This window comes from Stenotrophomonas forensis, from assembly GCF_028752115.1.
Classification (GTDB): Bacteria; Pseudomonadota; Gammaproteobacteria; order Xanthomonadales; family Xanthomonadaceae; genus Stenotrophomonas; species Stenotrophomonas forensis.
Window position 1 is genome coordinate 247,745 of sequence record NZ_CP082270.1, and the last position, 21,334, is coordinate 269,078.

Consider the following 21,334-nt stretch of genomic DNA (forward strand, 5'->3'; position numbering starts at 1 on the left):
ACGCTGGGTGACAGCTCGTCCGCAAAATTTGATCGATCGTCCTGCCGGCCTAGAGCGTCCACTCGCGGTCGGTGGTGAACATGATGGTCAGCCAGCGGTCCGGCGAGGCCTCGCCCAGCGCGTCGCCGATCTCGTCACGCAGCTGGTCCCATTCCACCAGCGGCCGTGGCGGGTCGTTTTCCGGCACCACGAAGAACAGCTCGATCTGCTCGCCACGGCCCACCTGTGCCACGTAGCTGCGGTGCTCGACGAAGCCATGCTTCGCCACGATCGCGCGGGCCACCGCATCCACGTGCGCCTGCAGTTCCGGCGGGGTGACCAGCAGGATGCCGGCCAGCGCCCGGCGCACGGTGCCCAGCGGCGCGATCATCACCAGCACGCAGACGAAGGCCAGGATGGCCGGGTCGATGTAAGGCCCGATCCAGGCCCACGTCGTGCCCTGCACCAGCACGCCACCGAGGAAGGCCACCATGTAGCAGGCCGACATGCTCGCCGCCACCACCCAGTTCTTTGCATCCAGCGCGATGAACTCCGATCCGATGCGGCGATTGGCGCGCAGCACGAACCAGCCCAATGCGCTCTCGGCCACCAGTGACAGGCCGGCAAAGATGATCGCCGGGCCCAGCGCGATATGGCGGCCACCGGACATCAGCGCATCCACCGCATTGACCAGCGCATACAGCGCCGCGCCGATCATCAGCGTGCCGCTGACCCCCAGCACGATCGGCTCCAGGTGCCAGAAGCCCATGGTGAAACGCTGGTTGAGCCGCGATTGCAGCGCATCGGTATTGGTGGACAGTGCGATCAGCCGCGCGACCAGCAGCGACAGCCAGGTCATGACCACGTCGATCAGGCCGTAGATGCCGTCGAAGATGATCAGCGAGGAATTGGCCAACAGGCCGAACACCACCGCGGCCATTGCCAGCAGCAGTGCACCGGCAATCGACAGGCGCAGCACGCCCTGTTCGGTGGCGGGGTCGAAGAAATGCGGTCGGTCGGCGGCCATGCCTGGATTGTAGAGCGGAGCCATGCTGCGCTGCCGTCGAAGGCGACGATGCTGTCCCCGATGGTCCCAGTGGCGTAGACTGCGCCCCTCCCACGCATCGACCCCGCCCTGCAGTGATCACGCCACCCTGACCCTTGCCGCACATCGGCAGCCGGCCCGCCCGGCTCAGGAACCCGTGTCTTTCCACTGCAGCGCCACGTGGCCATGCCCGCGTGTGCGCGGAGTTTTCCCATGCAAACGTCCTACCCCCTGCGCCAGCAATGGCTCGGCAACATCCGTGGCGACCTGCTGTCCGGCATCGTCGTCGCCCTGGCCCTGATTCCCGAGGCCATCGCCTTCTCGCTCATCGCCGGCGTCGACCCCAAGGTCGGCCTGTACGCCGCGTTCTCGATCGCGGTGATCACCGCCATCGCCGGTGGCCGCCCGGGCATGATCTCCGCTGCCACCGGCGCGATGGCACTGGTGATGGTCGACCTGGTCAAGGACCACGGCCTGCAATACCTGTTCGCGGCCAGCATCCTGGCCGGCCTGCTGCAGGTGCTGGCCGGCGTGTTCAAGCTCGGCTCGCTGATGCGCTTCGTCTCGCGCTCGGTCATCACCGGCTTCGTCAACGCGCTGGCCATCCTGATTTTCCTGGCACAGATGCCCGAGCTGATCGGCCGCGGCCCCACCGTATACGTGCTGTGCGCCGCCGCACTGGCGATCATCTACCTGCTGCCGCGCATTACCCGTGCAGTTCCCTCGCCGCTGGTGGCCATCGTGGTGCTCACCGCTGTGGTGATCGGCTTCGGCGTGGACGTGCGCAGCGTGGGCGACATGGGCCAGCTGCCTGACAGCCTGCCGCACTTCCTGCTTCCGGATGTTCCGCTTACCTGGGAAACGCTGCGCATCCTGCTGCCGGTGTCAGCCACGCTGGCGGTGGTCGGCCTGCTCGAATCGATGATGACCCTGCAGATCGTCGAAGACATCACCGAAACGCCCAGCGAGCGCAACCGCGAATGCGTCGGCCAGGGCGTGGCCAACACGGTCACCGGCTTCCTTGGCGGCATGGCCGGCTGCGCGATGATCGGCCAGTCGGTCATCAACGTGACCTCCGGCGGCCGCGGGCGCCTGTCCTGCCTGGTGGCTGGCGTGGTGTTGCTGGTGCTGGTGGTGTACGGCAGCGAACTGGTGCGGCAGATTCCAATGGCGGCGCTGGTGGCGGTGATGATCATGGTCAGCATCGGCACCTTCAGCTGGCGCTCGCTGCGCGACCTGCGCACGCATCCGCGCAGTTCCTCCGCTGTCATGCTGCTGACCGTGGTGGTCACCGTGGCCACCCACGACCTGGCCAAGGGCGTGCTCAGCGGCGTGCTGCTGTCGGCGCTGTTCTTCGCCCGCAAGGTTGGCCGCATGCTGGACGTGCAGCGCGAAGATGCCGGTGACACGCAGGTCTACCGCGTGCGTGGCCAGCTGTTCTTCGCTTCGGCCGGCCAGCTGGGTGCGGCGTTTGACTATCAGCATGTGGCGCCGAAGGTGCAGATCGATCTGCGCGATGCCCACCTCTGGGACCTGACCGCCGTGGCCGCGCTGGAACGCGCTCAGGAAAAACTGGCCGCGCATGGCGCCGAGGTAACGGTGGTGGGGCTCAATGCGGCCAGCCAGACGTTGATCGAGCAGGTGGGTGGCGCGCGTAGCGGGCATTGATCGGTCAGGGGGGGAGCGCCGGGCCATGCCCGGCGGGCCAGCGGCAGCGATCAGGCGGTGCCTGCGGGTTGCTTGTCGGCTTGCACGATGAGATGCACCCCGAGCGCTGACAGTACCCGCTGCACGGTGTCGAAGCGTGGGTGTGCACCGGGGCCCAGCGCCTTGTACAGGCTTTCGCGTCCAAGGCCGGAGACCTCGGCAACACCGCTCATGCCACGAGCGCGCGCCACTGTTCCGAGTGCCTCCTGGAAGTGATCCGGGTCACCCGCTGCCAGCGCCTCGCTCAGATAGCTGGCTATTGCGATGTCGTCATCGAGGTAGTCGACGGGGTCGAAGGGAATCGTCTTCAGCTTGCTCATGGGGAGAGTCCTGGGAATGGCGCCTCGTGCGTAACGCACAGCCAGCGCGCGAACGTCTCTCTTGCCTGGAGGATCGCCATGAATCGTATCCACAGGGATACATCGTTCAATTGGCAACTGCGTCAAAGCCTGGCGTGTCTGCGTAGCGCTCCCCGCCGCCATTCAGCCACCCGGTGTAAACTATTGATCTCACTGGCAATGCCAGACTCCACGATCAACGCCCCGATGACGTCCGCCACCGCCCGTTACGCCGATTCCCTGCGCCTGTCCGTTGCCCCGATGATGGACTGGACCGACCGCCATTGCCGCGTGTTCCATCGCGTGCTGGCGCCGGGCGCGCGCCTGTACACGGAGATGGTGCACGCCAACGCGGTCATCCACGGCGACCGCGAGCGCCTGCTCGGCTTCGACCGCAGCGAACAGCCGCTGGCGCTGCAGCTGGGCGGCAGTGATCCGGCGCTGCTGGCGCAGGCCGCGCGCATTGCCGCCGAGTGGGGCTACGACGAGGTCAACCTCAACTGCGGCTGCCCGTCCGACCGCGTGCAGGCCGGGCGCTTCGGCGCCTGCCTGATGCGCGAGCCGGTACTGGTGGCCGAGTGCGTGGCGGCGATGGTCGATGCGGTGGATATCCCGGTCACGGTGAAGTGCCGCCTGGGCGTGGACGAAGACAACGACTACGACGTGTTCGCCGCGTTCGTCGACCGCCAGGTCGCCGCCGGTGCGGCGATGGTGGTGGTGCACGCCCGCAACGCATGGCTGAAGGGCCTGTCGCCGAAGGAGAACCGCGAGGTTCCGCCGCTGAAGTACGACTGGGCCTACCGCCTGAAGCAGGAGCGCCCGGCGCTGCCGGTGGTGCTCAACGGTGGCCTGGCCAGCCTCGAGGCGGTGCAGGCGCAGGCCGCGCACGTCGACGGCGTGATGCTGGGCCGCGCGGCCTACCACGACCCCTATCTGCTGCATCAGCTGGAGGCGCTGCACACCGGCGCCCCGCTGCAGGCCCGTGGCGACCTGCTGCGCGCGCTGCGCCCCTATGTGGAAGCGCGCCTGGGCGAAGGCCTGGCGTTGAAGCACATCACCCGCCACCTGCTTGGTCTGTTCCACGGCCAGCCCGGTGGCCGCGCATTCCGCCAGGTGCTGAGCGAGGGAGCACACCGCCCGGGCGCCGACTGGAGCCTGGTCGAGCAGGCGCTGGCGGTCACCGAACGCGATGCGGATCGCGTCGCAGCGTGACCGAAGTCACATTCCTGACTTGACAAGGGGCGGCGATTCGTCCCGAATGTTCACTTAGCTGAACAACGCAGCGGTGGGACCGGAAAAGTTCAGACCGGATTCACTGCCCCAAACCAAGAATTTGCAAAGGATTTGTAAAGCGCCGGGTCCCGAACCCGGCACCCGGATTTACGACTTTTGAACGAATCGCCGAGCTCGGCTAGGATCGCATCGATGTCTTCCGCTCCCTTCCACCGCCGCATTGCCCTGGCCACCTGCGTGCTGCTGGCGGCTGCGCCGTTGTCTTCGGCGCTGGCGCAACAGCCGCCGCGCGGCGACCAGGGGCGGGCGGAGATGATGGAGCGGGGCGAGCGCGGCAACCGTGGCGACGAGCGTTCGCTGTCCGATGCCGTGCGCCGCGTGCAGCGCACCACCGGTGGCCACATCCTTGGCGCCGAGCGTGTGCCGTTCGATGGTCGTGACATCAACCGGGTGAAATACATGGACGACCGGGGCCGGGTCCGCTACATGGACGATCCCGCCCCGTCGCGTTCACAGCCGCGCACGCCGCGGTCGGATATGTCATCACTACGCGGCGATAACCCCTGAACAGGGATAGTTGTCGCTATCAACCCGTACCCCACAGGCCTCCGGGCCACACCCAGGACACTAGGGAGAGTTCATGCGTATCCTTCTGGTCGAAGACGAAGCCCCGCTGCGTGAGACCCTGGCAGCCCGGCTCAAGCGCGAAGGCTTTGCCGTCGATGCTGCGCAGGACGGCGAGGAAGGCCTCTACATGGGGCGCGAAGTCCCGTTCGATGTCGGCATCATCGACCTCGGCCTGCCCAAGATGTCGGGCATGGAGCTGATCAAGGCCCTGCGTGACGAAGGCAAGAAGTTCCCGGTGCTGATCCTGACCGCGCGTTCGAGCTGGCAGGACAAGGTCGAGGGCCTGAAGCAGGGCGCCGACGATTACCTGGTCAAGCCGTTCCACGTCGAAGAGCTGCTGGCCCGCGTCAACGCGCTGCTGCGCCGCGCCGCCGGCTGGAGCAAGCCGACCCTGGAATGCGGCCCGGTCGCCCTGGATCTGGCTGCCCAGACCGTCAGCGTGGCCGGCAGCAATGTCGACCTGACCAGCTACGAGTACAAGGTGCTGGAGTACCTGATGATGCATGCCGGTGAACTGGTCTCCAAGGCCGACCTCACCGAGCACATCTACCAGCAGGACTTCGACCGCGACTCGAACGTGCTGGAAGTGTTCATCGGCCGCCTGCGCAAGAAGCTGGACCCGGACGGCGAACTGAAGCCGATCGAGACCGTGCGCGGTCGCGGCTACCGTTTCGCGATCCCGCGCAACGAGGGCTGAGCCGGCTCACCCTGGCGATAACACGATGTCCGGCCGTCTGTGGTTCTTCCGACGCTGGCGGCCGCGCTCACTGCAGGCGCGCCAGATGTTCGCCGCGTCCGTGGGCCTGGTCGCGTTCCTGGCGCTGGCCGGTTACGCGCTCGACGCCGCCTTCGCCGACACGGCGAAGGCGAACCTGCGTGAGCGCCTGAAGAACTACGCCACCGCCTACGCGGCCGGCATCGACTTCACCCGCGATCGCTCGCTGTACATCCGCGAGCAGCCGCCGGATTCGCGCTTCGACGTTCCAGGCAGCGGCCTGTACCTGCAGGTGGTGATGCCGCACGGCAAGGGCAATTCGATGTCCGCCGAAGGCCCGATGCTGCCCACCGTGGGCGGTGGCCTGCTGGCGCCGCGCCAGGAAGTGTTCGAAGGCCCGCTGCCGATGATCCAGATCGATGGCAGCCAGGGCTCGGTGTACCGCTATGGCCTTGGCCTGGTGTGGGATGCCGACGCTGACCCCGCCACCGAATTCCCGTACACCATCTACGTGATGGAAGACTCGCGCGCGCTGGGCGCGCAGCTGCGCGTGTTCCGCAGCCGGGTCTGGTTCTACCTCGGTGGCATCGGCCTGATCCTGCTGCTGCTGCAGACCGTCATCCTGCAGTGGAGCCTGCGCCCGCTGCGGCGGGTCATTACCGAGCTGACCAAGGTGCAGCGTGGTGAGACCGCGCGCATGAGCGAGCGCCACCCGCGCGAGCTGGAGCCGCTGACCGACAGCATCAATGCCTTCATCGAGAGTGAGCGCGAGAACCTGGAACGCCAGCGCAACACCCTGGCCGACCTGGCGCACAGCCTGAAGACACCGATCGCGGTGCTGCGCACGCAGATGGACAGCGGTGCCGGTGACGGCGCGCTGCGCGAGGAACTGGACGTGCAGCTGCAGCGCATGAACAACCTGGTCTCGTACCAGTTGGCGCGCGCGGCGTCTTCGGGCCACAAGCTGTTCTCCGCGCCGCTGCCGATCGAATCCAATGCCGAGGAAATCGTGCGTGGACTGGAGAAGGTCTACGCCTCCAAGGGCGTGCTGTGCGAGTTCGACATCGACCCGGCCGCGCGCTTCCACGGCGAACCGGGCGATCTGCAGGAACTGCTCGGCAACCTGCTGGAAAACGCCTTCAAGTGGGCCAACCGCCGCGTGCTGCTGACCGCGCAGCCGCTGCCGGCACCGAACGCGCGTCGCGCCGGCCTGCTGCTGGCGGTGGACGACGATGGCCCGGGCATCGCCCCGGACGACATCGGCAAGGTGCTGCAGCGTGGCGTGCGTGGCGACGAGCGCGTGCAGGGCCATGGCATCGGCCTGTCGATCGTGCAGGACCTGATCAAGGATTACCGCGGCGAACTGGCCGTCGGCCGTTCCAGCGAACTCGGCGGCGCCCGCTTCGAAGTGCGCCTGCCGCCGGGGCCGTAAACCGCGCGTTCCCGTCCGCCGGGCATCGCCTGGCGCAACAACACGTGGTGTTCCGGTAGTGCCGGCCGCTGGCTGGCAACCTGGCAATGCCACCGAAGATCATGAGCTTGCCGGCCAGCGGCCGGCACTACCGTTGTTCGAACGCCGGCGGCTCGCCATAGAACCGCCGCAGCTGCGCGGCCACCTCCGGCAACGCCTGCTGCAGCAGATCCGGTGCCGAGAAGTGGTACTCGCTGGCCACCGCGAAGAACTCTTCCGGCGCCTCGGCCGCATACGGATCGATCAGCGTTTCCTCACCCGCATCCACCTGCGCACAGAACGCGTCGTAGGCACGCTGGAAAATGCCGGCCCACTCGCGCTGCCATTGCCGTGGCAGCGGCGGCGTGCCATCCATTGCGCCATCCAGCGCATCCAGCTTGTGCACCATCTCGTGCACCGCCACGCAGTAACCCTCGTGCGGCGCGGCCAGGTCGGCCTGCACATCGGCCCAGGACAGGATCAACGGACCGCTGTCCCACGACTCGCCAATCAGCTCGTCATCCCATTCGTGCAGCACGCCGGCCGCATCCATGTGGCTGCGGTGCACGCGGAACGCATCGGGGTAGACGATCAGCTGCGACCAGCCTTCCAGCCCCACCTCGCCGAACTCCAGCAGCGGCAGGCAGCACAGCGCGGCCAGCAGCACGCCATCGCCGGGCTGCAGCTGCAGCTCGCCGATGGGGGTGATGGTCTTCTCGTGCAGGAAGCGCGTGGCCAGCACGCGCAGGCGCGCGCGACGCGCGTCGTCCAGGCCGTGCAACCAGGCCGCGCGGCGGCAGGCGTTATCCCAAAGCGCATCGTCAATCGGCCGCGGCGCAGGCCGCAGCCACTGCAGCAACGACTTGATCAGCGGAACATTCCCGGCAGGTAGCTGTGCCACTTCGGTGCGCGGATGCGCTGCAGCACGTCGTCATCACTGCCGCCACCACCGGTGCTGGTGTTGGCTGCCGGGCGTACCGGTGCCGGCTTGGTCGTGGCGGCCGCGGCGCTGGCGGCCGGTGCACGCTGCGAAGCGGCATCCCCGTTGGAGGACACGCAGGCCCCACGGCTGTCGTCCAGCGCTGCCGTTGCAGACGCCGCGAAGGGCATCATCAGCAGGATCAGGCAATGGGCATAACGGCGCATTGACGACATCCACGTTAAGGGAAGGTGAGTTCCCGATTCTAGCCCGAACCCGGCGCCCCGTTGGAAGCCCCCGCAGAACCCAGCGTGGCGGGCGTCGCTGGCGGCTTTCCCGCATAATTCCTTCCTGACTTCGTGGAAGCTGCCGTGGACGATCGCCAATTGCTGGCCAAACTCGCTGCCGGTCGCCTGTCCGGCGACGCCCTGGCCCGTGAGCTGGGCCAGACCCGGGCGGCCATTTGGAAGCGTATTCAAGGACTTAGGGCTGCCGGCGTGGGCGTGGAAGGCCGTGCTGGCGAGGGCTATGGCCTGACCCGCCCGGTCGACCTGCTGGACCCGGACGCGATCCGCGCCGGCCTGCCTGCCGCGGTTCTGCCGCTGCTGCACGACCTGCAGGTGGCCTGGACGGTGGACTCCACCAACGCCGAATTGCTGCGTTGCAGCGCGCCCCAGCGCGGGGTGAGCGTCCTTTTGGCCGAACGCCAGACCGGTGGCCGCGGCCGTCGTGGCCGTACCTGGGCCTCGCCGCTGGCCGCGCACGTCTACCTGTCGGTGCTGCGCCTGTACTCCGGTGGCCTTGGCCGCCTGGCCGGGCTGAGCCTGGTCGCCGGCATCGCCGTGGCCGAAGCGCTGCATGACCTCGGTTTCACCCAGGCGCAGTTGAAGTGGCCGAACGACCTGATTGTCGATGGCAAGCGCAAGCTGGTCGGCCTGCTGGCCGAAGGCGGTGGCGAATACGCCGGCCCGGCGCGCGCAGTGATCGGCATCGGCATCAACACGCACATGCCGCCCGCGTTCGCCGAACAGATCACCCAGCCGTGGGTGGACCTGGACACGCTTGCCGGCAAACCGGTGGACCGCAACGTGGTGGTCGCCGCAGTGCTGACACGCCTGCTGCCGGCGCTGGAGGAATTCGATCGCGAAGGCCTCGCCCCGTTCCTGCCGCGCTATGCCGCGTTCGACATGCTGGCCGGGCGCGAAGTGCGCGTGGAGCTGGAAGGGCAGTGGCAGCACGGCACCGCGCTGGGCCTGGCCGATGACGGCGCGCTGCGCGTGCGCATTGATGGCCAGGAACGCCTGCTGCACGCCGGCGAAGTCAGCGTGAGGGCGGCATGAGCGATTGGTTGTTCGACCTCGGCAACTCGCGCTTCAAGTTCGCGCCGTTGCAGGGTGACCGTGCCGGCGATGTGCAGGCCTGGGCGCATGGCGCCGAAGGCATGGCCGGGCAGCCGCCGCACAGCCTGCCCAGCGGCACCACCGCGTTCGTCGCCAGCGTGGCCGCACCGTCGCTGACCAGCGCCATGCTGGACCAGCTGCAGCGCCGCTTCGAACACGTGCATGTGGTGCGCACCAGCGCCGAATGCGCGGGCGTGCGCATTGCCTATGCCAAGCCGGATAAGTTCGGTGTTGATCGCTTCCTGGCCCTGCTGGCGGCCGCCAAGGCGCAGCGCCCGGTGCTGGTTGTCGGCGTGGGCACTGCGTTGACCATTGATCTGCTCGACGCCGAGGGCCAGCACCACGGCGGCCGTATCTCCGCATCGCCCACCACCATGCGCGAAGCACTGCACGCGCGTGCGGTGCAGCTGCCGGCCACTGGTGGCGACTACAGCGAATTCGCCAACGATACCGCCGACGCGCTGGCATCCGGCTGCGATGGCGCGGCCGTGGCGCTGATCGAACGCAGCGCACAGCAGGCGCACGCACTGCTGGGCGTGGCACCGTCGCTGCTGGTGCACGGGGGTGGCGCACCGGCGCTGATGCCGCTGCTGCCCGGCGCCGACTACCACCCGTCGCTGGTGCTGGATGGCCTCGCCCGCTGGGCGGTGCACCAGCCCGCAGGCTAGTATCCGCGCATGCTGACCCGTGCCCTGATCGTCGTACTGGCCATCCTCAATCTTGGCGTTGCCTGCTGGTGGCTGCTGCGCGATGCACCGCAACCGCCCGCGCCGCCGCCGCAACCGGCCGGCGAGGCCGAGCTGCGCTGGGTGCCCGGTGGGGCTGATGCGAATGCCGCTGCTGAAGCCACCGCTGCCGCCCCGACCGCACCGCTGATGGAGCGCGAACCGGCCGAGAAGACCGCCGTGGCAGCGACGCCCGCGCCTGCGGTGCCGGCCAAGCCGGAGCTGGCCAAGCCGCAGGTGGCTGAGGCCGTACCTGCACCGGCACCAGTGGCCGTTGCGGCAGCCGTCAAACCTGCGCCCGCACCAGTTGCGGAAAAGCCCGCGACGCCGCCAGCCGCCCCGGAGCCGCCGCGCTGTGTCGCATTGGGACCATTTGCCGACCGCGCCGCCGCGACCGCCGCGCAGGGCAAGGCCGGCAATGCCATCAGCCAGGTGCGCCTGCGCGAACAGCCCGCCGCCAGCGGCAGTGCCCGCTACCGCGTGCTGCTGCCGGCCGCCGCCAACCGGGAAGAAGCGCAGGCCACGGTGAAGCGCATCGTCGCCGCCGGCCTGAGCGACTACTACATCATCAGCCAGGGCGAGGACATCAACGCCGTGGCACTGGGCCAGTACCGCAACCGCGAGGGCGCCGAGCGCCGCGTGGCGGCGGTGCAGGCCGCCGGCTTCCAGCCGCGGCTGGTGGCCAGCGGCGACGCCGGCCAGTGGTGGCTGGAAGGCCAGCTGGCGGCAGGCATGCAGCCGGCCCAGGCCCAGCAGCGCAGCGGCGCGGCCCAGAGCCGGTCGCTGGAATGCACGCGGTTGCGCTAGAATCCCCCGGACCGCGGCGCTGCCGCCGGTGCACCACCCATGCCGCTTTAGCTCAGTTGGTAGAGCAACTGTCTTGTAAACAGTAGGTCATCCGTTCGATTCGGATAAGCGGCACCATCAAGCAACTGTCGTTGTGCCCGCACAGCCGCGGCACGGTCGTCGGTCGAGCATTGCTCCCTGTCGCGTCTTCTTCCTTCTTTCGTTGCTGATCTGCCATTCGGCGCGTGATCCATGGCTGTGCATTTCCCAGAGCGCGTTCCGCAGGGTTGAGAATATGTAGCCGGTAGGCTACAGTCCTCCATGAAGATCCAGCGTACCCGTCAGTTCGCGACATGGATTGACGCTCTCAAGGACGTAACCGGGCGCGCTCGCATCCTGGCCCGCATCGGTCGGCTCAGCGAAGGCCATCTGGGCGATCACCGCTATCTGGCCGATGGCGTTTCCGAACTGCGCATCGATGTGGGACCGGGCTACCGCGTGTACTACACCCAGCGCGGCAGGCAGTGGGTGATTCTGCTGGCTGGCGGCGACAAAGGTTCACAGCAACGCGATATCGAGAAGGCCAAAGAGATTGCGCGTGCCCTGTAAGTGTCGAACGGGCTGTAGGTGAAACGACTCACTACCGAAGTACTGGAGCTGTCCCATCATGGCCATCAAGAAGAAAGTCGAACTCAAAGCATTTGATGTGGCCGAGCACCTTCGTACACCGGAGGAGATGGCGGCCTATCTCGATGCCTGCATCGAAGAAAGCGATGGCGATTCTGCGTTCATTGCCAAGGCACTTGGCGATATCGCGCGCGCCCAGGGCATGAGCAAGGTTGCGCGTGCGGCAGGCCTGTCGCGTGAGAGTCTGTATCGCGCACTGTCGGGCGAGCGCAGCCCTGATTTTGCGACCATCCTCAAAGTGACCCGCGCCCTGGGTGTACGCCTGCATGCCAGCGCAGCGTAAGCACACGCGCTGATCTTGATACGTCAGCTCAGCGCCGGAGGCGAAGGCGGTGGAATGAACATGAAAAAACCGCCTTTCGGCGGTTTTCTCGTCCCAGCCCGGTGAGTCAGCTCAATGCATGACGTGGGCAGATCCTTCGATCAACGCCGCTGACACTGCCAACGGCGCAGCCTCAGCTACGCACCTGCAACGCCACATATTCCGCCAGCCCGCGGCAGGCCAACATCAACCCTTCGCGCGCGCCATCGCCGATATCGTCTTTCTCTTCCCCATCCACGCGCACGCGCTCGGCGGCGTGGTACAGCTCCAGCACCGACACCAGACCGGCGGCGGCGCGATCCCTGCGTGCGGCGTCCACCGCTTGGCCGGGCGTGCTGGCCGGCCCCTGCCACGGCTGTCCGTCGGCGGCATCGCCGGCCTGGATCTGCCGCAGGCAGACCGGGAGGTTGATGGGCGTGGGCGCATCGTTCGCAGCGGCGAAGGCGGCTTCCAGCGGCTGTGCCAGTTCAAGCGGCAGATGCAGGGCGGCGTCGCCCAGCGTGGCGGTCAGATACGGGTAGAGGGTTTTGGACATGCGGGCATCCTCGGCAGGAACAGAGGTGCCACCCGAAAAGGGTGGCAGGCGATGCGTGGCTTCCAAGACCGGTAATCGACGAGCCGGTGGGCACGGGGCCCCCACGCACCGCCCGCCGTCGATCGGCGAACGGATTGCCAGCCGACGCCGCTCTTGGGAGGACGGCGCCGGCTGGCAAGCGTATACAGCTTCGATTAAACGGGCTTGGAAGTCCCGGCCACCTTTGCAGGGGGCGATTCATCATGCACACGGCAAATCACCGCCTACCAGTCGTTTGTTCCGATGGCATCGGGTGATCTGAAAGGAAAAATGAATTATCGCGATTGGCCTGTTTCGCGCATTTCCATGTCAAAAACGACAGATCGCGCACCGCGCGAATTCGCTTGGAAATGGCGCGCAGATTCGCTGGCGCCTGCGTGCAGGGCGAAATGGCGTGTAAAGCCAGCTTAACTTCCAGCCTGAAACTTCTAATTCATCATCATAAGCGGCCAGGGCGCAAAAAGTGGCCCGCTGCAGGCGATGGCACTAAGCTGCCGGGCCTGTGCACTTCCATGGAAGACCCCATGTCCCACCTGCTGGCCAAGGCGGCCGAACAACAGGATCTCGACCGCATCGACGCGCTGCTGGATGCCGGCGCGGACATCGCGTGGCGGCACAAGGGCACCGGCCGCACGCCGTTGCTGTCGGCGGTGATTGCCGGAAAGGCGGCGTCGGTGGCGCGGCTGCTGGACCGCGGTGCCAACATCGAGCACGCCTGCACGGCGCTGGGCTTCACCGCACTGGGGTGGGCGGCCGAGCGCAACGATGCGGACATCGGGCGCCTGCTGATCTCACGTGGCGCCTTGCTGGACGTCGCCTCACCGGAACTGCTGCGCACGCCGCTGATGGTGGCGGCGCAGGGCGGTCATCTGCCGATGGTCGAGCTGCTGCTGGACAGCGGCGCCGATGTTGCACGCGTGGATTTCGAAGGTCGCACTGCGCTGGCGCTGGCTGAAGCGCGCGGGCATGCGGCCGTCGTGCAGCGTCTGCAGGCCGCGGGCGCGCAGAGGCCACCGGCATTGGAAGAGTCGCCGCCACTGGCCTGGCCCGAACCGGCGGCAGACGGTGAACCGGCTGCAGTGGTGCGCGGCTACATGCTGGCCTGCCACGCCTGGGAAACGCGTGGCTACCGTGATGCCAAGGCCGGTGGAAACCTGCTGGGCAGTGCGGCGTTCCAACAGGAGCGCGCGGATATCCTCGCGGCCTGGTGCACTGATCGTAAGCGGGTGTATTCCACCGGCATGGCGGTGGGTAATCCCCCAGTGCACGTGCCGGAGGATCTGCTGGCCGCCACCAGCCAGGCGACCGCGTCGAAGGCTGACGTGCTGGTGCGCGATCATGCGCAGAAATCCCGTGCGCTGCGTTACGAGCGCCTGTTCGTGCTCAAGCGCGTGGCGGGGCAGTGGCGGATCGACGTGCTGAAGAAGCGCCTGTTCCGCACCGAGGCGTGGTCGTCGGCGATTCTCTGAGCGCTGAAACGGCTGCAGGATGGGATCTGCCTGCTGCACCGCCGCGAGTGGTGTCACACAGCTCTGGCTAGACTGTGCTTCTTTTTCCCCCGCAGGAGGCACCCATGGCCCATCCCATTTCCGTAACCCTCATCGGCGTGCCCACCGACGTGGGTGCGGGCCATCGCGGTGCCCGGCTGGGGCCGGAAGCGCTGCGCGTGGCGGGCCTGCCGGAGGCGCTGGAGGCGCGCGGCGTGGACGTGCGCGACCTGGGCAACCTGGACGGCCCGCGCAACCCGTGGACCGCGCCGGTGGAAGGCTACCGCCACCTGGATGAAGTGGTGGCGTGGAACCACGCCTTGATGGAAGCCAGCTATGCCGAACTGCAGGCCGGCCGCATGCCGATCATGCTCGGCGGCGACCATTGCCTGGGCATCGGTTCAATTACCGCCGTGGCGCGCTGGTGCCGCGAGCAGGGCAAGACCCTGCGCGTGCTGTGGCTGGATGCGCATTCGGACTTCAACACCAGCGATGTGACCCCGTCGGGCAACATCCACGGCATGCCGGTGGCCTGCCTGTGCGGCCTTGGCCCGGATGCGCTGACCCGGCTGGGCGGCACGTCCCCCGCGATCACCCCGGCGCAGATGCACCAGATCGGCATCCGCTCGGTGGACCCGGAAGAAAAGCGCCTGATCAAGACGCACAAGGTCGATGTCTATGACATGCGCTACATCGACGAGAACGGCATGAAGCGTGCGGTGGAAGCGGCGCTGGCCGGCATCGACGAGAACACCCACCTGCATGTCAGCTTCGATGTGGACTTCCTCGACCCCAGCATCGCGCCGGGCGTGGGCACCACCGTGCCGGGCGGGGTGAACTACCGCGAGGCGCAGTTGGTGATGGAGATGATCGCCGACACCGGGCGCATGGGCTCGCTGGACATCGTCGAGCTTAACCCGTTGTTGGACAAGCAGAATGCCACCGCCGAACTGGCCGTGGACCTGGTCGAAAGCCTGTTCGGCAAGTCCACCCTGATGCGCGATTGAGCCTTTGGCCTGAACGGATCTGTGATCCGTTCACACGCGCTCCACGCGTCTGCCGCCAGATTGCACTTCACGCGGCGGCGGTGGGCATTGGCCTTCTTCCGCCGAGCGAAAGAATCCCATCCGCGAATTGAGCGGTGTAGCGGCAAACCCAAGGAGAAGCCCATGAAGCGCGTAGTTGCCCTGATGCTGTTGTCGATGTTCTCGGTGGCCCTGCTGGCCGGTTGCAACACCATTGCCGGTGCCGGCAAGGACGTGCAGAAGGCGGGCGAGAAGGTCGAGGACACCGCGAAGGGCCGTTGAGCCCTGCGCGGAACGGAAAGAGAAAAAAGGCCGGGGTTTTCCCGGCCTTTTTTTGTGCGTGCTTTCTGCTGCACGGCTGTGCAAGCGGAGTGAACCATTCAAGCAGGTGAGCATGTATTTCATTGCGGGTTGACCGGCATTCAACAGCCACTGCGCGAAGCTGGAGCCACGGTAAGAACGCCGTTGCAACCAAGGACTCCCAGCAATGAACAAAGACATCATTTCCGGCAAGTGGTCGCAGCTGAAGGGCAAGGCCCAGGCCAAGTGGGGCGATCTGACCAACGACGATTTCGATGTGGCCGAGGGCAATGCCGAATACCTGGCGGGCCGCCTGCAGGAACGTTATGGCTGGGCCAAGGACCGTGCCGAGAAGGAAGTCCGTGAGTTCCAGGATGCGGTGAGCAAGGACTATCCGGACTACAAGTAAGCACCACGGTTTCCCCCACAGCACAACGCCCGCACCCTGAGGTTGCGGGCGTTGTGCTGTCTGCAGGCGGCGATCAGCGTACTGGCGGGTCCGGCACGTAGCGGTTGGGGAAGGCCTGCGGTTCACGCGGCAGGCGCGACGGCGTGTCCACCAGGATGCCGCGTGCACGCAGGTTGCGCGCGCTGTCGTAGCGCAGCTGCAGCACCTGCGCCGGGCTGCGGCTGGCGCGTTCGAAGTCGGTATCGCGCACCGAGGACTGTTCGCGCGCACCGTGGCCGGTGCCCAGCGCCGGCGCCTGCGACTTGCTGGCGTAGCCCTCGATGCGGCTGGCACTGGCATCGGCGGCGGCTTCGGCCGCCGGGGCCGGTGCAGGCAGGCCACGACGCAGGATCGGCTCGGCGCGCCAGCGACGCGCTTCCTCGAACACGGCCACGCCCACCACGCCGATGTTGTCCGGGCGGCCGGTGCGGCTGGCATAACTGCCGCTGGGGCTGCTGAACACGAACTGCGCCACTTCATCCTGGCTCTTGCGCCAGCCGGTGATGTCGGCGCGCTGGCCGGGGTTGAGCACGTAGCCGGTCTGCGAAGGATCGGCATCTTCGCCGGAAATGGCGTTGATGCCGTCCACCGACAGCACCACCAGCACCCGGCGCGGACTGTCGTTGTACAGGCGCACGGCGTAGCGATGGCCACGCTCGCCGGCCACCCAGCGTTGGCCTTCGGCGGGGTAGCTGCGCAGTTCGGTGCCGCGATCGCGGTCAACCAGGGCCATGCGCACCGGGCCGCCCTGGTAGGCCGGCGGCGGAGGCGGGGCCGGGCGGAAGCCGGCCAGGGGCAGGATCAGCAGCAGGGGCAGCAGGCGTTTCATCGGGCGTCTCCAGCGGGGTTGCGTGAATGAACGCGCCGCGGGCCCTGACGGGGTTGGTGGCGTGCAAGGTAAACTGGCCCCGTTCATCGAAGGTTACCCCACGCAGTCATGACGACCCGAGTCCTTACCGGCATCACCCCCTCCGGCACGCCCCACCTGGGCAACTACGTTGGCGCCATCCGTCCGGCAATCGCCGCCAGCCGCGCCCCGGGGATCGAGAGCTTCTTCTTCCTGGCCGACCTGCACAGCCTGATCAAGTCGCAGGACCCGCAGCGCACCCAGCGCGCGACCCTGGAGATCGCGGCCAGCTGGCTGGCCTGCGGCCTGGACCCGGAACACGTGTGGTTCTACCGCCAGAGCGACATCCGCGAGACCACCGAGCTGATGTGGTTCCTGACTGCCATCGCCAGCAAGGGCATCCTCAACCGCGCGCACGCCTACAAGGCTGCGGTGGACAAGAACCGCGAGGAAGGCGTGGACGAGGATGCGGGCGTCAGCGCCGGCCTGTTCATGTACCCGGTGCTGATGGCCGCCGACATCCTGATCTTCAAGGCCAACCAGGTGCCGGTGGGCCGCGACCAGATCCAGCACATCGAAATGGCGCGCGACTTCGCCCAGCGCTTCAACCACGTGTACGGCAAGGAGTACTTCCCGCTGCCGGACGTGGTGATCGACGAGCAGGTGGCAACGCTGGCCGGCCTCGACGGCCGCAAGATGAGCAAGAGCTACCACAACACCATTCCGCTGTTCGTGCCGCGCGAGGAGCTGAAGAAGCTGGTGTTCTCGATCCTGACCGACTCGCGCGCACCGGGCGAGCCGAAGGACACCGAGGGCTCTGCGCTGTTCCAGATGTACCAGGCGTTCGCCACCCCGGAGCAGACCGCCGAATTCGCCAAGGCGTTCGCCGCCGGCATCAGCTGGGGCGATGCCAAGCAGCAGCTGTTCGAGCGCATCGACAGCGAGCTTTCGCCGCTGCGCGAGCGCTACAACGCGCTGATGGCCGAGCCGGAAAAGATTGAAGCGCTGCTCAAGCGCCGTGGCCAGCAGCTGCGCGAGCAGCTGGCAGCGCCGCTGCTGGATGAGCTGCGCCATGCGGTGGGCCTGCGCGACCTGTCCAGCGCCGGCGACATCGCCAGCGAAGATGCCGGCGTGGCCCGCGCGGCGCCGCCGCTGTTCAAGCAGTACCGCGAGAAGGACGGCCGCTTCTACTTCAAGCTGACCGCCGGTGACGGCACGCTGCTGATCCAGAGCGAAGGCTTCGATTCGCCGCGCGATGCCGGCCAGCTGATCGCAGTGATCAAGCAGGCCGAGCAGGGTGACCAGCTGCAGAGCGAGCTGTTCAAGCTGGAAGCCGAGGTGGACGCGGTGCTGGCTGCCCTGGCGGCGCTGCGCGAAGAATAAGGGTAGTGCCGGCCGCTGGCCGGCAACCGCATGGGACACGCCGGCCAGCGGCCGGCGCGACCATGGCACAGCGCCCATGGCATGATGTCCGCGCGCCTCCGGCGCGATGACATGGAGTCTGCAATGGCCTGGTTGTCGCTGCTGCTGTTCCTGCCCTGGTTCCTGCTGCTGGGCAGCCTGTACTGGCTGTTCCCGCGCCAGCCGCGCACCCCGCGGCGGCGCCTGTTCGATGGCATCACCCTGCTGCTGGCCTTCGCGCTGAGCATCCTGTCGATGCTGTGGGGCTATCGCATTGGCATGGCACAGCCCGGCGCCGGCCCGATCTGGCCGCAGGTGCTGGCGGTGCTGTACGCCTACGGCGCGTTCCTGGCGGTGCTGGTAATGGCGTTGCTGCTGCGGCCGCGCTGGCTGGTCCGATAACCCTGCCTTTGTAGAGTCGAGCCATGCTCGACTGCTTTCCCCCCAGTCGAGCATGGCTCGACTCTACAAACGTGCGCCTCCGACCAAAGCCGCATCGAACCCGGGCCGCGTGAGCGCCTACCATGGGATTCTGTTCCCGTTCCTGCCAGGTGCGTGCCGATGACCGCCGACCCCAGCATCCACACCATCGATACCGGCTTCCAGCGTCCGGATTTCGACGCGGCCTATCTGATCGTTGAAAACGGCCGCGCCGCGTTCGTCGACTGCGGCACCGGCCTGTCGGTGCCGGCGATGCTGCAGGCGCTGGCGGACGCCGGCCTGGGCGTGGAAGCGGTGGACTGGCTGCTGCTCACCCACGTGCATCTTGACCACGCCGGGGGCGCCGGCCTGCTGATGCAGCAGCTGCCGAACGCCAGGGCGGTACTGCACCCGCGCGGTGCGCCGCACATGATCGACCCGACCCGGCTGATTGCCGGTGCCACGGCGGTGTACGGTGCCGAGGAAATCGCGCGCAGCTACGGCCGCATCGAGGCGATTCCGGAGACGCGCGTTGTGGTGGCCGAAGACGGGCACCGCATCGATCTGGCCGGCCGCGAGCTGCTGCTGTTGCACACGCCGGGCCATGCGCTGCACCACTACTGCGTGTGGGACGCGCGCAGCCGCAGCTGGTTCACCGGCGATACGTTCGGCATCTCCTACCGCGAGCTGGACAGCGCGCAGGGCGCTTTCATCTTCCCCACCTCGTCGCCGGTGCAGTTCGATCCGGAAGCGATGAAGGCCTCGATCCGGCGTATGCTCGACTACGCGCCGCAGGCGATGTACCTGACCCACTATGGTCGCGTCGAGCAGGTGCAGAAGCTGGCCGACGATCTGTTCGAACAGATCGATGCGATGGCCACCATCGGCCGCCAGTGCGATGGCCGGCCCGATCGCCATCGCTGCCTGCTGGCCGCGTTGCAGGCGCTGTACCTGGAGCGCGCGCAGCAGCATGGCTGTGCTCTGGACCAGGCCGCGGTGACGGCCGTGCTGGCGATGGACATCGAACTCAACGCACAGGGCCTGGCCTGCTGGCTGGACCGCGTCCGCAGCTAGATCCACGCCACGCGTGGATGAGGCGAGCCGACGCTGCACCGCGACGTCATGACCACGTTACACTCTGGTGACTTCCAAGCCTGCCGTGGTATTGCCGTGAATCCGATGCGCGTGTTGCTGCTGTCGTCCTGCCTGTTCGTGGGTGGCCTGGCCCAGGCGGCCAATGACCTGCCCGGCGGCGGCATCGATCCGCAGGCACTGTCGCGCCATGTGCGGGTGCTGGCATCGGATGAATTCGAGGGCCGCGCGCCGGCCACCGAAGGCGAAGAGCGCACGGTGCAGTACCTGATCGAGCAGTTCCGCAGTTACGGCCTGCAGCCGGGCGGTGTGGACGGCAGCTGGGTGCAGCCGGTGCCGCTGGTGCGTGCGCAGCTGGACGGCGCTGCCAAGGCCAGCCTGTCGCTGAAGGGCGGCACGCGTGCACTGGCGAACGGCGAGGACGTGACCCTGCAGAGCCTGCAGCCGCGCAAGCGCGTGCAGATCAAGGACGCGCCGCTGGTGTTCGTCGGCTACGGCATCGACGCGCCGGAACGCCACTGGAACGACTACAAGGACGTGGACCTGCACGGCAAGATCGCCGTGGTGCTGATCAACGATGCCGATTTCGAGGCCGATGCGCCGGGCGCGTTCGATGGCAAGGCGGTGACCTACTACGGCCGCTGGACCTACAAGTTCGAGGAAGCCGCACGCCGTGGCGCCGAAGGCGTGCTGATCGTGCACGAGACCGCGCCGGCCGCCTACGGCTGGGCCACGGTGAAGAGCTCGGGCACCTCGCCGCTGTTCGACATCGAGCGCGGCCAGGCCGAGGCGATGGCCCAGCACACGCCGCTGCGTGGCTGGATGCAGCGCGGGCTGGCAGAGGCGATCTTCGCCGACGCCGGTCTCGACTTCGATGCCGAGAAGCGCAAGGCGATGCGCGCCGACTTCCGTCCGGTGGCGCTGGACAACGCCAAGCTGAGCGTGGATTTCGCGCTGAAGCGCGAGCAGGTGGTGACCCGCAACGTGGTGGCCAAGCTGCCCGGCGGTGAGCACGGCGACGAGGCGGTGATCTTCTCGGCGCATTGGGATGCCTTCGGCATCGGCCAGCCCGATGCCAAGGGCGACCGCATCCGCCGCGGTGCGATCGACAACGCCACGGGTGTGGCCACGGTGCTGGAACTGGGCCGCGTGTTTGCCGCCGGCCCGCAGCCGCAGCGCACGCTGTACTTCGTGGCGCTGACCGCCGAAGAGAAGGGCCTGCTGGGTGCCAGCTACTACGCCGCGCATCCGCTGGCGCCGCTGGACAAGACCGCCGCGGTGCTGAACATCGAGATGTTCAGCCCGGACGGCCCGACCCGCGACATCGCCTCGTGGGGCAAGGGCCGGGTGTCGCTGGAAGGCGACCTGGAGCGCGTGGCCAAGGCCCGCGGCCGCAGTTACAGCCCGGACCCGAACCTGGAGGCGGGCTTCTTCTACCGCGCCGACCACTTCGCCTTCGCCCGCCTGGGCGTGCCGGCGATCACCATCGGCCCGGGCCTGGACAAGCTGGACGGTGGCGTGGAAGCCGGCCGCGCGCTGCGCGAGAAGTACTTCGCCGACTGCTACCACCAGGCCTGCGATGCCTGGACCCCGAGCTGGGACCCGAGCGGCCACGCCGCCGATACCCTGCTGGTCTACGACCTGGGCGCGGAGCTGGCCAACAGCCGCCGTTGGCCGACCTGGGAAAAGGAATCGGAGTTCCGCGGCGCGCGCGACAAGAGCGAAGCCGCTCGCCGCTGAGGTAGTGCCGGCCGCTGGCCGGCAACCTCATGAACCTTTGGAAAGACGGCGTGGTTGCCGGCCAGCG

Annotated in this window: 24 protein-coding genes and 1 tRNA gene; 19 read left to right on the plus strand and 6 right to left on the minus strand. The window is 67.5% G+C overall.

Translation table 11 applies throughout. The features are described 5' to 3' along the window. Positions 1–49: 49 nt before the first annotated feature. A complete protein-coding gene (locus K5L94_RS01140; RefSeq protein ID WP_274511727.1) occupies positions 50–1,030 on the minus strand; it encodes a cation diffusion facilitator family transporter in 981 nt (326 codons plus the stop codon). Between the two features lie 207 nt (positions 1,031–1,237). Here K5L94_RS01140 and K5L94_RS01145 point away from each other — a divergent pair, with 207 nt between their 5' ends. Next, positions 1,238–2,692: a SulP family inorganic anion transporter gene (locus K5L94_RS01145; protein ID WP_274511728.1), complete on the plus strand. Its 1,455-nt coding sequence runs from the start codon at positions 1,238–1,240 to the stop codon at positions 2,690–2,692. Between the two features lie 50 nt (positions 2,693–2,742). Here the strand turns inward: K5L94_RS01145 and K5L94_RS01150 are convergent, their stop codons facing one another. Beyond that, positions 2,743–3,051 (minus strand): addiction module antidote protein, encoded by a 309-nt coding sequence (locus tag K5L94_RS01150; RefSeq protein ID WP_274511730.1) that lies wholly within the window; start codon positions 3,049–3,051, stop codon positions 2,743–2,745. Positions 3,052–3,249: 198 nt separating this feature from the next. Here K5L94_RS01150 and dusA point away from each other — a divergent pair, with 198 nt between their 5' ends. The 4 genes from dusA (at position 3,250) to K5L94_RS01170 (ending at position 7,076) form a co-directional block, all read left to right on the plus strand. Then, complete coding sequence (gene dusA, locus K5L94_RS01155) at positions 3,250–4,281, plus strand: tRNA dihydrouridine(20/20a) synthase DusA (protein ID WP_274511733.1); 1,032 nt, start codon at positions 3,250–3,252, stop codon at positions 4,279–4,281. A 213-nt stretch (positions 4,282–4,494) separates the two neighbouring features. Beyond that, positions 4,495–4,869, plus strand: coding sequence for a hypothetical protein (locus K5L94_RS01160; RefSeq protein WP_053448522.1), 375 nt, complete (start codon positions 4,495–4,497; stop codon positions 4,867–4,869). A gap of 73 nt (positions 4,870–4,942) precedes the next feature. Then, entirely contained in the window at positions 4,943–5,626 is a 684-nt protein-coding gene (locus tag K5L94_RS01165; protein WP_004136763.1) for a response regulator transcription factor, read from the plus strand. A 25-nt stretch (positions 5,627–5,651) separates the two neighbouring features. After that, positions 5,652–7,076: an ATP-binding protein gene (locus K5L94_RS01170; RefSeq protein ID WP_008268038.1), complete on the plus strand. Its 1,425-nt coding sequence runs from the start codon at positions 5,652–5,654 to the stop codon at positions 7,074–7,076. A gap of 127 nt (positions 7,077–7,203) precedes the next feature. Here the strand turns inward: K5L94_RS01170 and K5L94_RS01175 are convergent, their stop codons facing one another. Beyond that, positions 7,204–7,995, minus strand: a complete 792-nt coding sequence (locus K5L94_RS01175; RefSeq protein WP_180878682.1) for a M90 family metallopeptidase — start codon at positions 7,993–7,995, stop codon at positions 7,204–7,206. Then, entirely contained in the window at positions 7,962–8,240 is a 279-nt protein-coding gene (locus K5L94_RS01180; protein ID WP_008264959.1) for a hypothetical protein, read from the minus strand. Before K5L94_RS01180 ends, K5L94_RS01175 begins: the two co-directional genes overlap by 34 nt. 144 nt (positions 8,241–8,384) lie before the next feature. Between K5L94_RS01180 and birA the strand changes: the two genes are divergently transcribed. The 6 genes from birA to K5L94_RS01210 all read left to right on the plus strand — a co-directional run bounded on the left by birA (position 8,385) and on the right by K5L94_RS01210 (position 11,894). Next, the gene (gene birA / locus K5L94_RS01185) at positions 8,385–9,353 is read left to right on the plus strand and encodes a bifunctional biotin--[acetyl-CoA-carboxylase] ligase/biotin operon repressor BirA (RefSeq protein ID WP_180878681.1); all 969 of its coding nucleotides are present in this window, start codon (positions 8,385–8,387) and stop codon (positions 9,351–9,353) included. Beyond that, the gene (locus tag K5L94_RS01190; protein ID WP_274511761.1) at positions 9,350–10,081 is read left to right on the plus strand and encodes a type III pantothenate kinase; all 732 of its coding nucleotides are present in this window, start codon (positions 9,350–9,352) and stop codon (positions 10,079–10,081) included. The genes birA and K5L94_RS01190 overlap by 4 nt, the downstream gene beginning before the upstream one ends. A 9-nt stretch (positions 10,082–10,090) precedes the next feature. Then, positions 10,091–10,945, plus strand: coding sequence for an SPOR domain-containing protein (locus K5L94_RS01195; RefSeq protein ID WP_274511764.1), 855 nt, complete (start codon positions 10,091–10,093; stop codon positions 10,943–10,945). 41 nt (positions 10,946–10,986) lie between these two features. Next, positions 10,987–11,062, plus strand: a tRNA-Thr gene (locus tag K5L94_RS01200). A 183-nt stretch (positions 11,063–11,245) separates the two neighbouring features. Further along, positions 11,246–11,533, plus strand: coding sequence for a type II toxin-antitoxin system RelE/ParE family toxin (locus tag K5L94_RS01205; RefSeq protein WP_004136948.1), 288 nt, complete (start codon positions 11,246–11,248; stop codon positions 11,531–11,533). A 58-nt stretch (positions 11,534–11,591) separates the two neighbouring features. Further along, the gene (locus K5L94_RS01210; RefSeq protein WP_004136950.1) at positions 11,592–11,894 is read left to right on the plus strand and encodes an addiction module antidote protein; all 303 of its coding nucleotides are present in this window, start codon (positions 11,592–11,594) and stop codon (positions 11,892–11,894) included. 172 nt (positions 11,895–12,066) lie between these two features. On the opposite strand, the gene K5L94_RS01215 is transcribed toward K5L94_RS01210, so the two are convergent. Then, the gene (locus tag K5L94_RS01215; protein WP_208043275.1) at positions 12,067–12,468 is read right to left on the minus strand and encodes a hypothetical protein; all 402 of its coding nucleotides are present in this window, start codon (positions 12,466–12,468) and stop codon (positions 12,067–12,069) included. A gap of 563 nt (positions 12,469–13,031) precedes the next feature. Here K5L94_RS01215 and K5L94_RS01220 point away from each other — a divergent pair. The 4 genes from K5L94_RS01220 (at position 13,032) to K5L94_RS01235 (ending at position 15,728) form a co-directional block, all read left to right on the plus strand. Further along, the gene (locus K5L94_RS01220) at positions 13,032–13,976 is read left to right on the plus strand and encodes an ankyrin repeat domain-containing protein (protein ID WP_274511768.1); all 945 of its coding nucleotides are present in this window, start codon (positions 13,032–13,034) and stop codon (positions 13,974–13,976) included. A 104-nt stretch (positions 13,977–14,080) separates the two neighbouring features. Continuing rightward, complete coding sequence (rocF, locus tag K5L94_RS01225; protein ID WP_274511771.1) at positions 14,081–15,001, plus strand: arginase; 921 nt, start codon at positions 14,081–14,083, stop codon at positions 14,999–15,001. 162 nt (positions 15,002–15,163) lie between these two features. Continuing rightward, positions 15,164–15,301 (plus strand): entericidin A/B family lipoprotein, encoded by a 138-nt coding sequence (locus K5L94_RS01230; protein ID WP_008266021.1) that lies wholly within the window; start codon positions 15,164–15,166, stop codon positions 15,299–15,301. A 205-nt stretch (positions 15,302–15,506) separates the two neighbouring features. Beyond that, on the plus strand, positions 15,507–15,728 hold the full coding sequence (locus tag K5L94_RS01235; protein ID WP_004153772.1) for a CsbD family protein: 222 nt from the start codon (positions 15,507–15,509) through the stop codon (positions 15,726–15,728). Between the two features lie 73 nt (positions 15,729–15,801). Here the strand turns inward: K5L94_RS01235 and K5L94_RS01240 are convergent, their stop codons facing one another. Further along, positions 15,802–16,596, minus strand: coding sequence for a hypothetical protein (locus tag K5L94_RS01240; RefSeq protein ID WP_274511776.1), 795 nt, complete (start codon positions 16,594–16,596; stop codon positions 15,802–15,804). 108 nt (positions 16,597–16,704) lie between these two features. On the opposite strand from K5L94_RS01240, the gene K5L94_RS01245 reads away from it, so the two are divergent. From K5L94_RS01245 to K5L94_RS01260, 4 genes are all read left to right on the plus strand, one after another. Continuing rightward, complete coding sequence (locus K5L94_RS01245; protein ID WP_053448533.1) at positions 16,705–17,997, plus strand: tryptophan--tRNA ligase; 1,293 nt, start codon at positions 16,705–16,707, stop codon at positions 17,995–17,997. Positions 17,998–18,120: 123 nt separating this feature from the next. After that, positions 18,121–18,417 (plus strand): hypothetical protein, encoded by a 297-nt coding sequence (locus K5L94_RS01250; protein ID WP_053448534.1) that lies wholly within the window; start codon positions 18,121–18,123, stop codon positions 18,415–18,417. Between the two features lie 159 nt (positions 18,418–18,576). Further along, positions 18,577–19,509 carry an MBL fold metallo-hydrolase gene (locus K5L94_RS01255; RefSeq protein ID WP_274511780.1) on the plus strand — a complete coding sequence of 311 codons (933 nt, stop codon included), beginning with the start codon at positions 18,577–18,579 and terminating at the stop codon, positions 19,507–19,509. 105 nt (positions 19,510–19,614) lie between these two features. After that, positions 19,615–21,267, plus strand: a complete 1,653-nt coding sequence (locus tag K5L94_RS01260; protein ID WP_274512615.1) for a M28 family metallopeptidase — start codon at positions 19,615–19,617, stop codon at positions 21,265–21,267. The last annotated feature ends 67 nt before the right edge of the window (positions 21,268–21,334 follow it).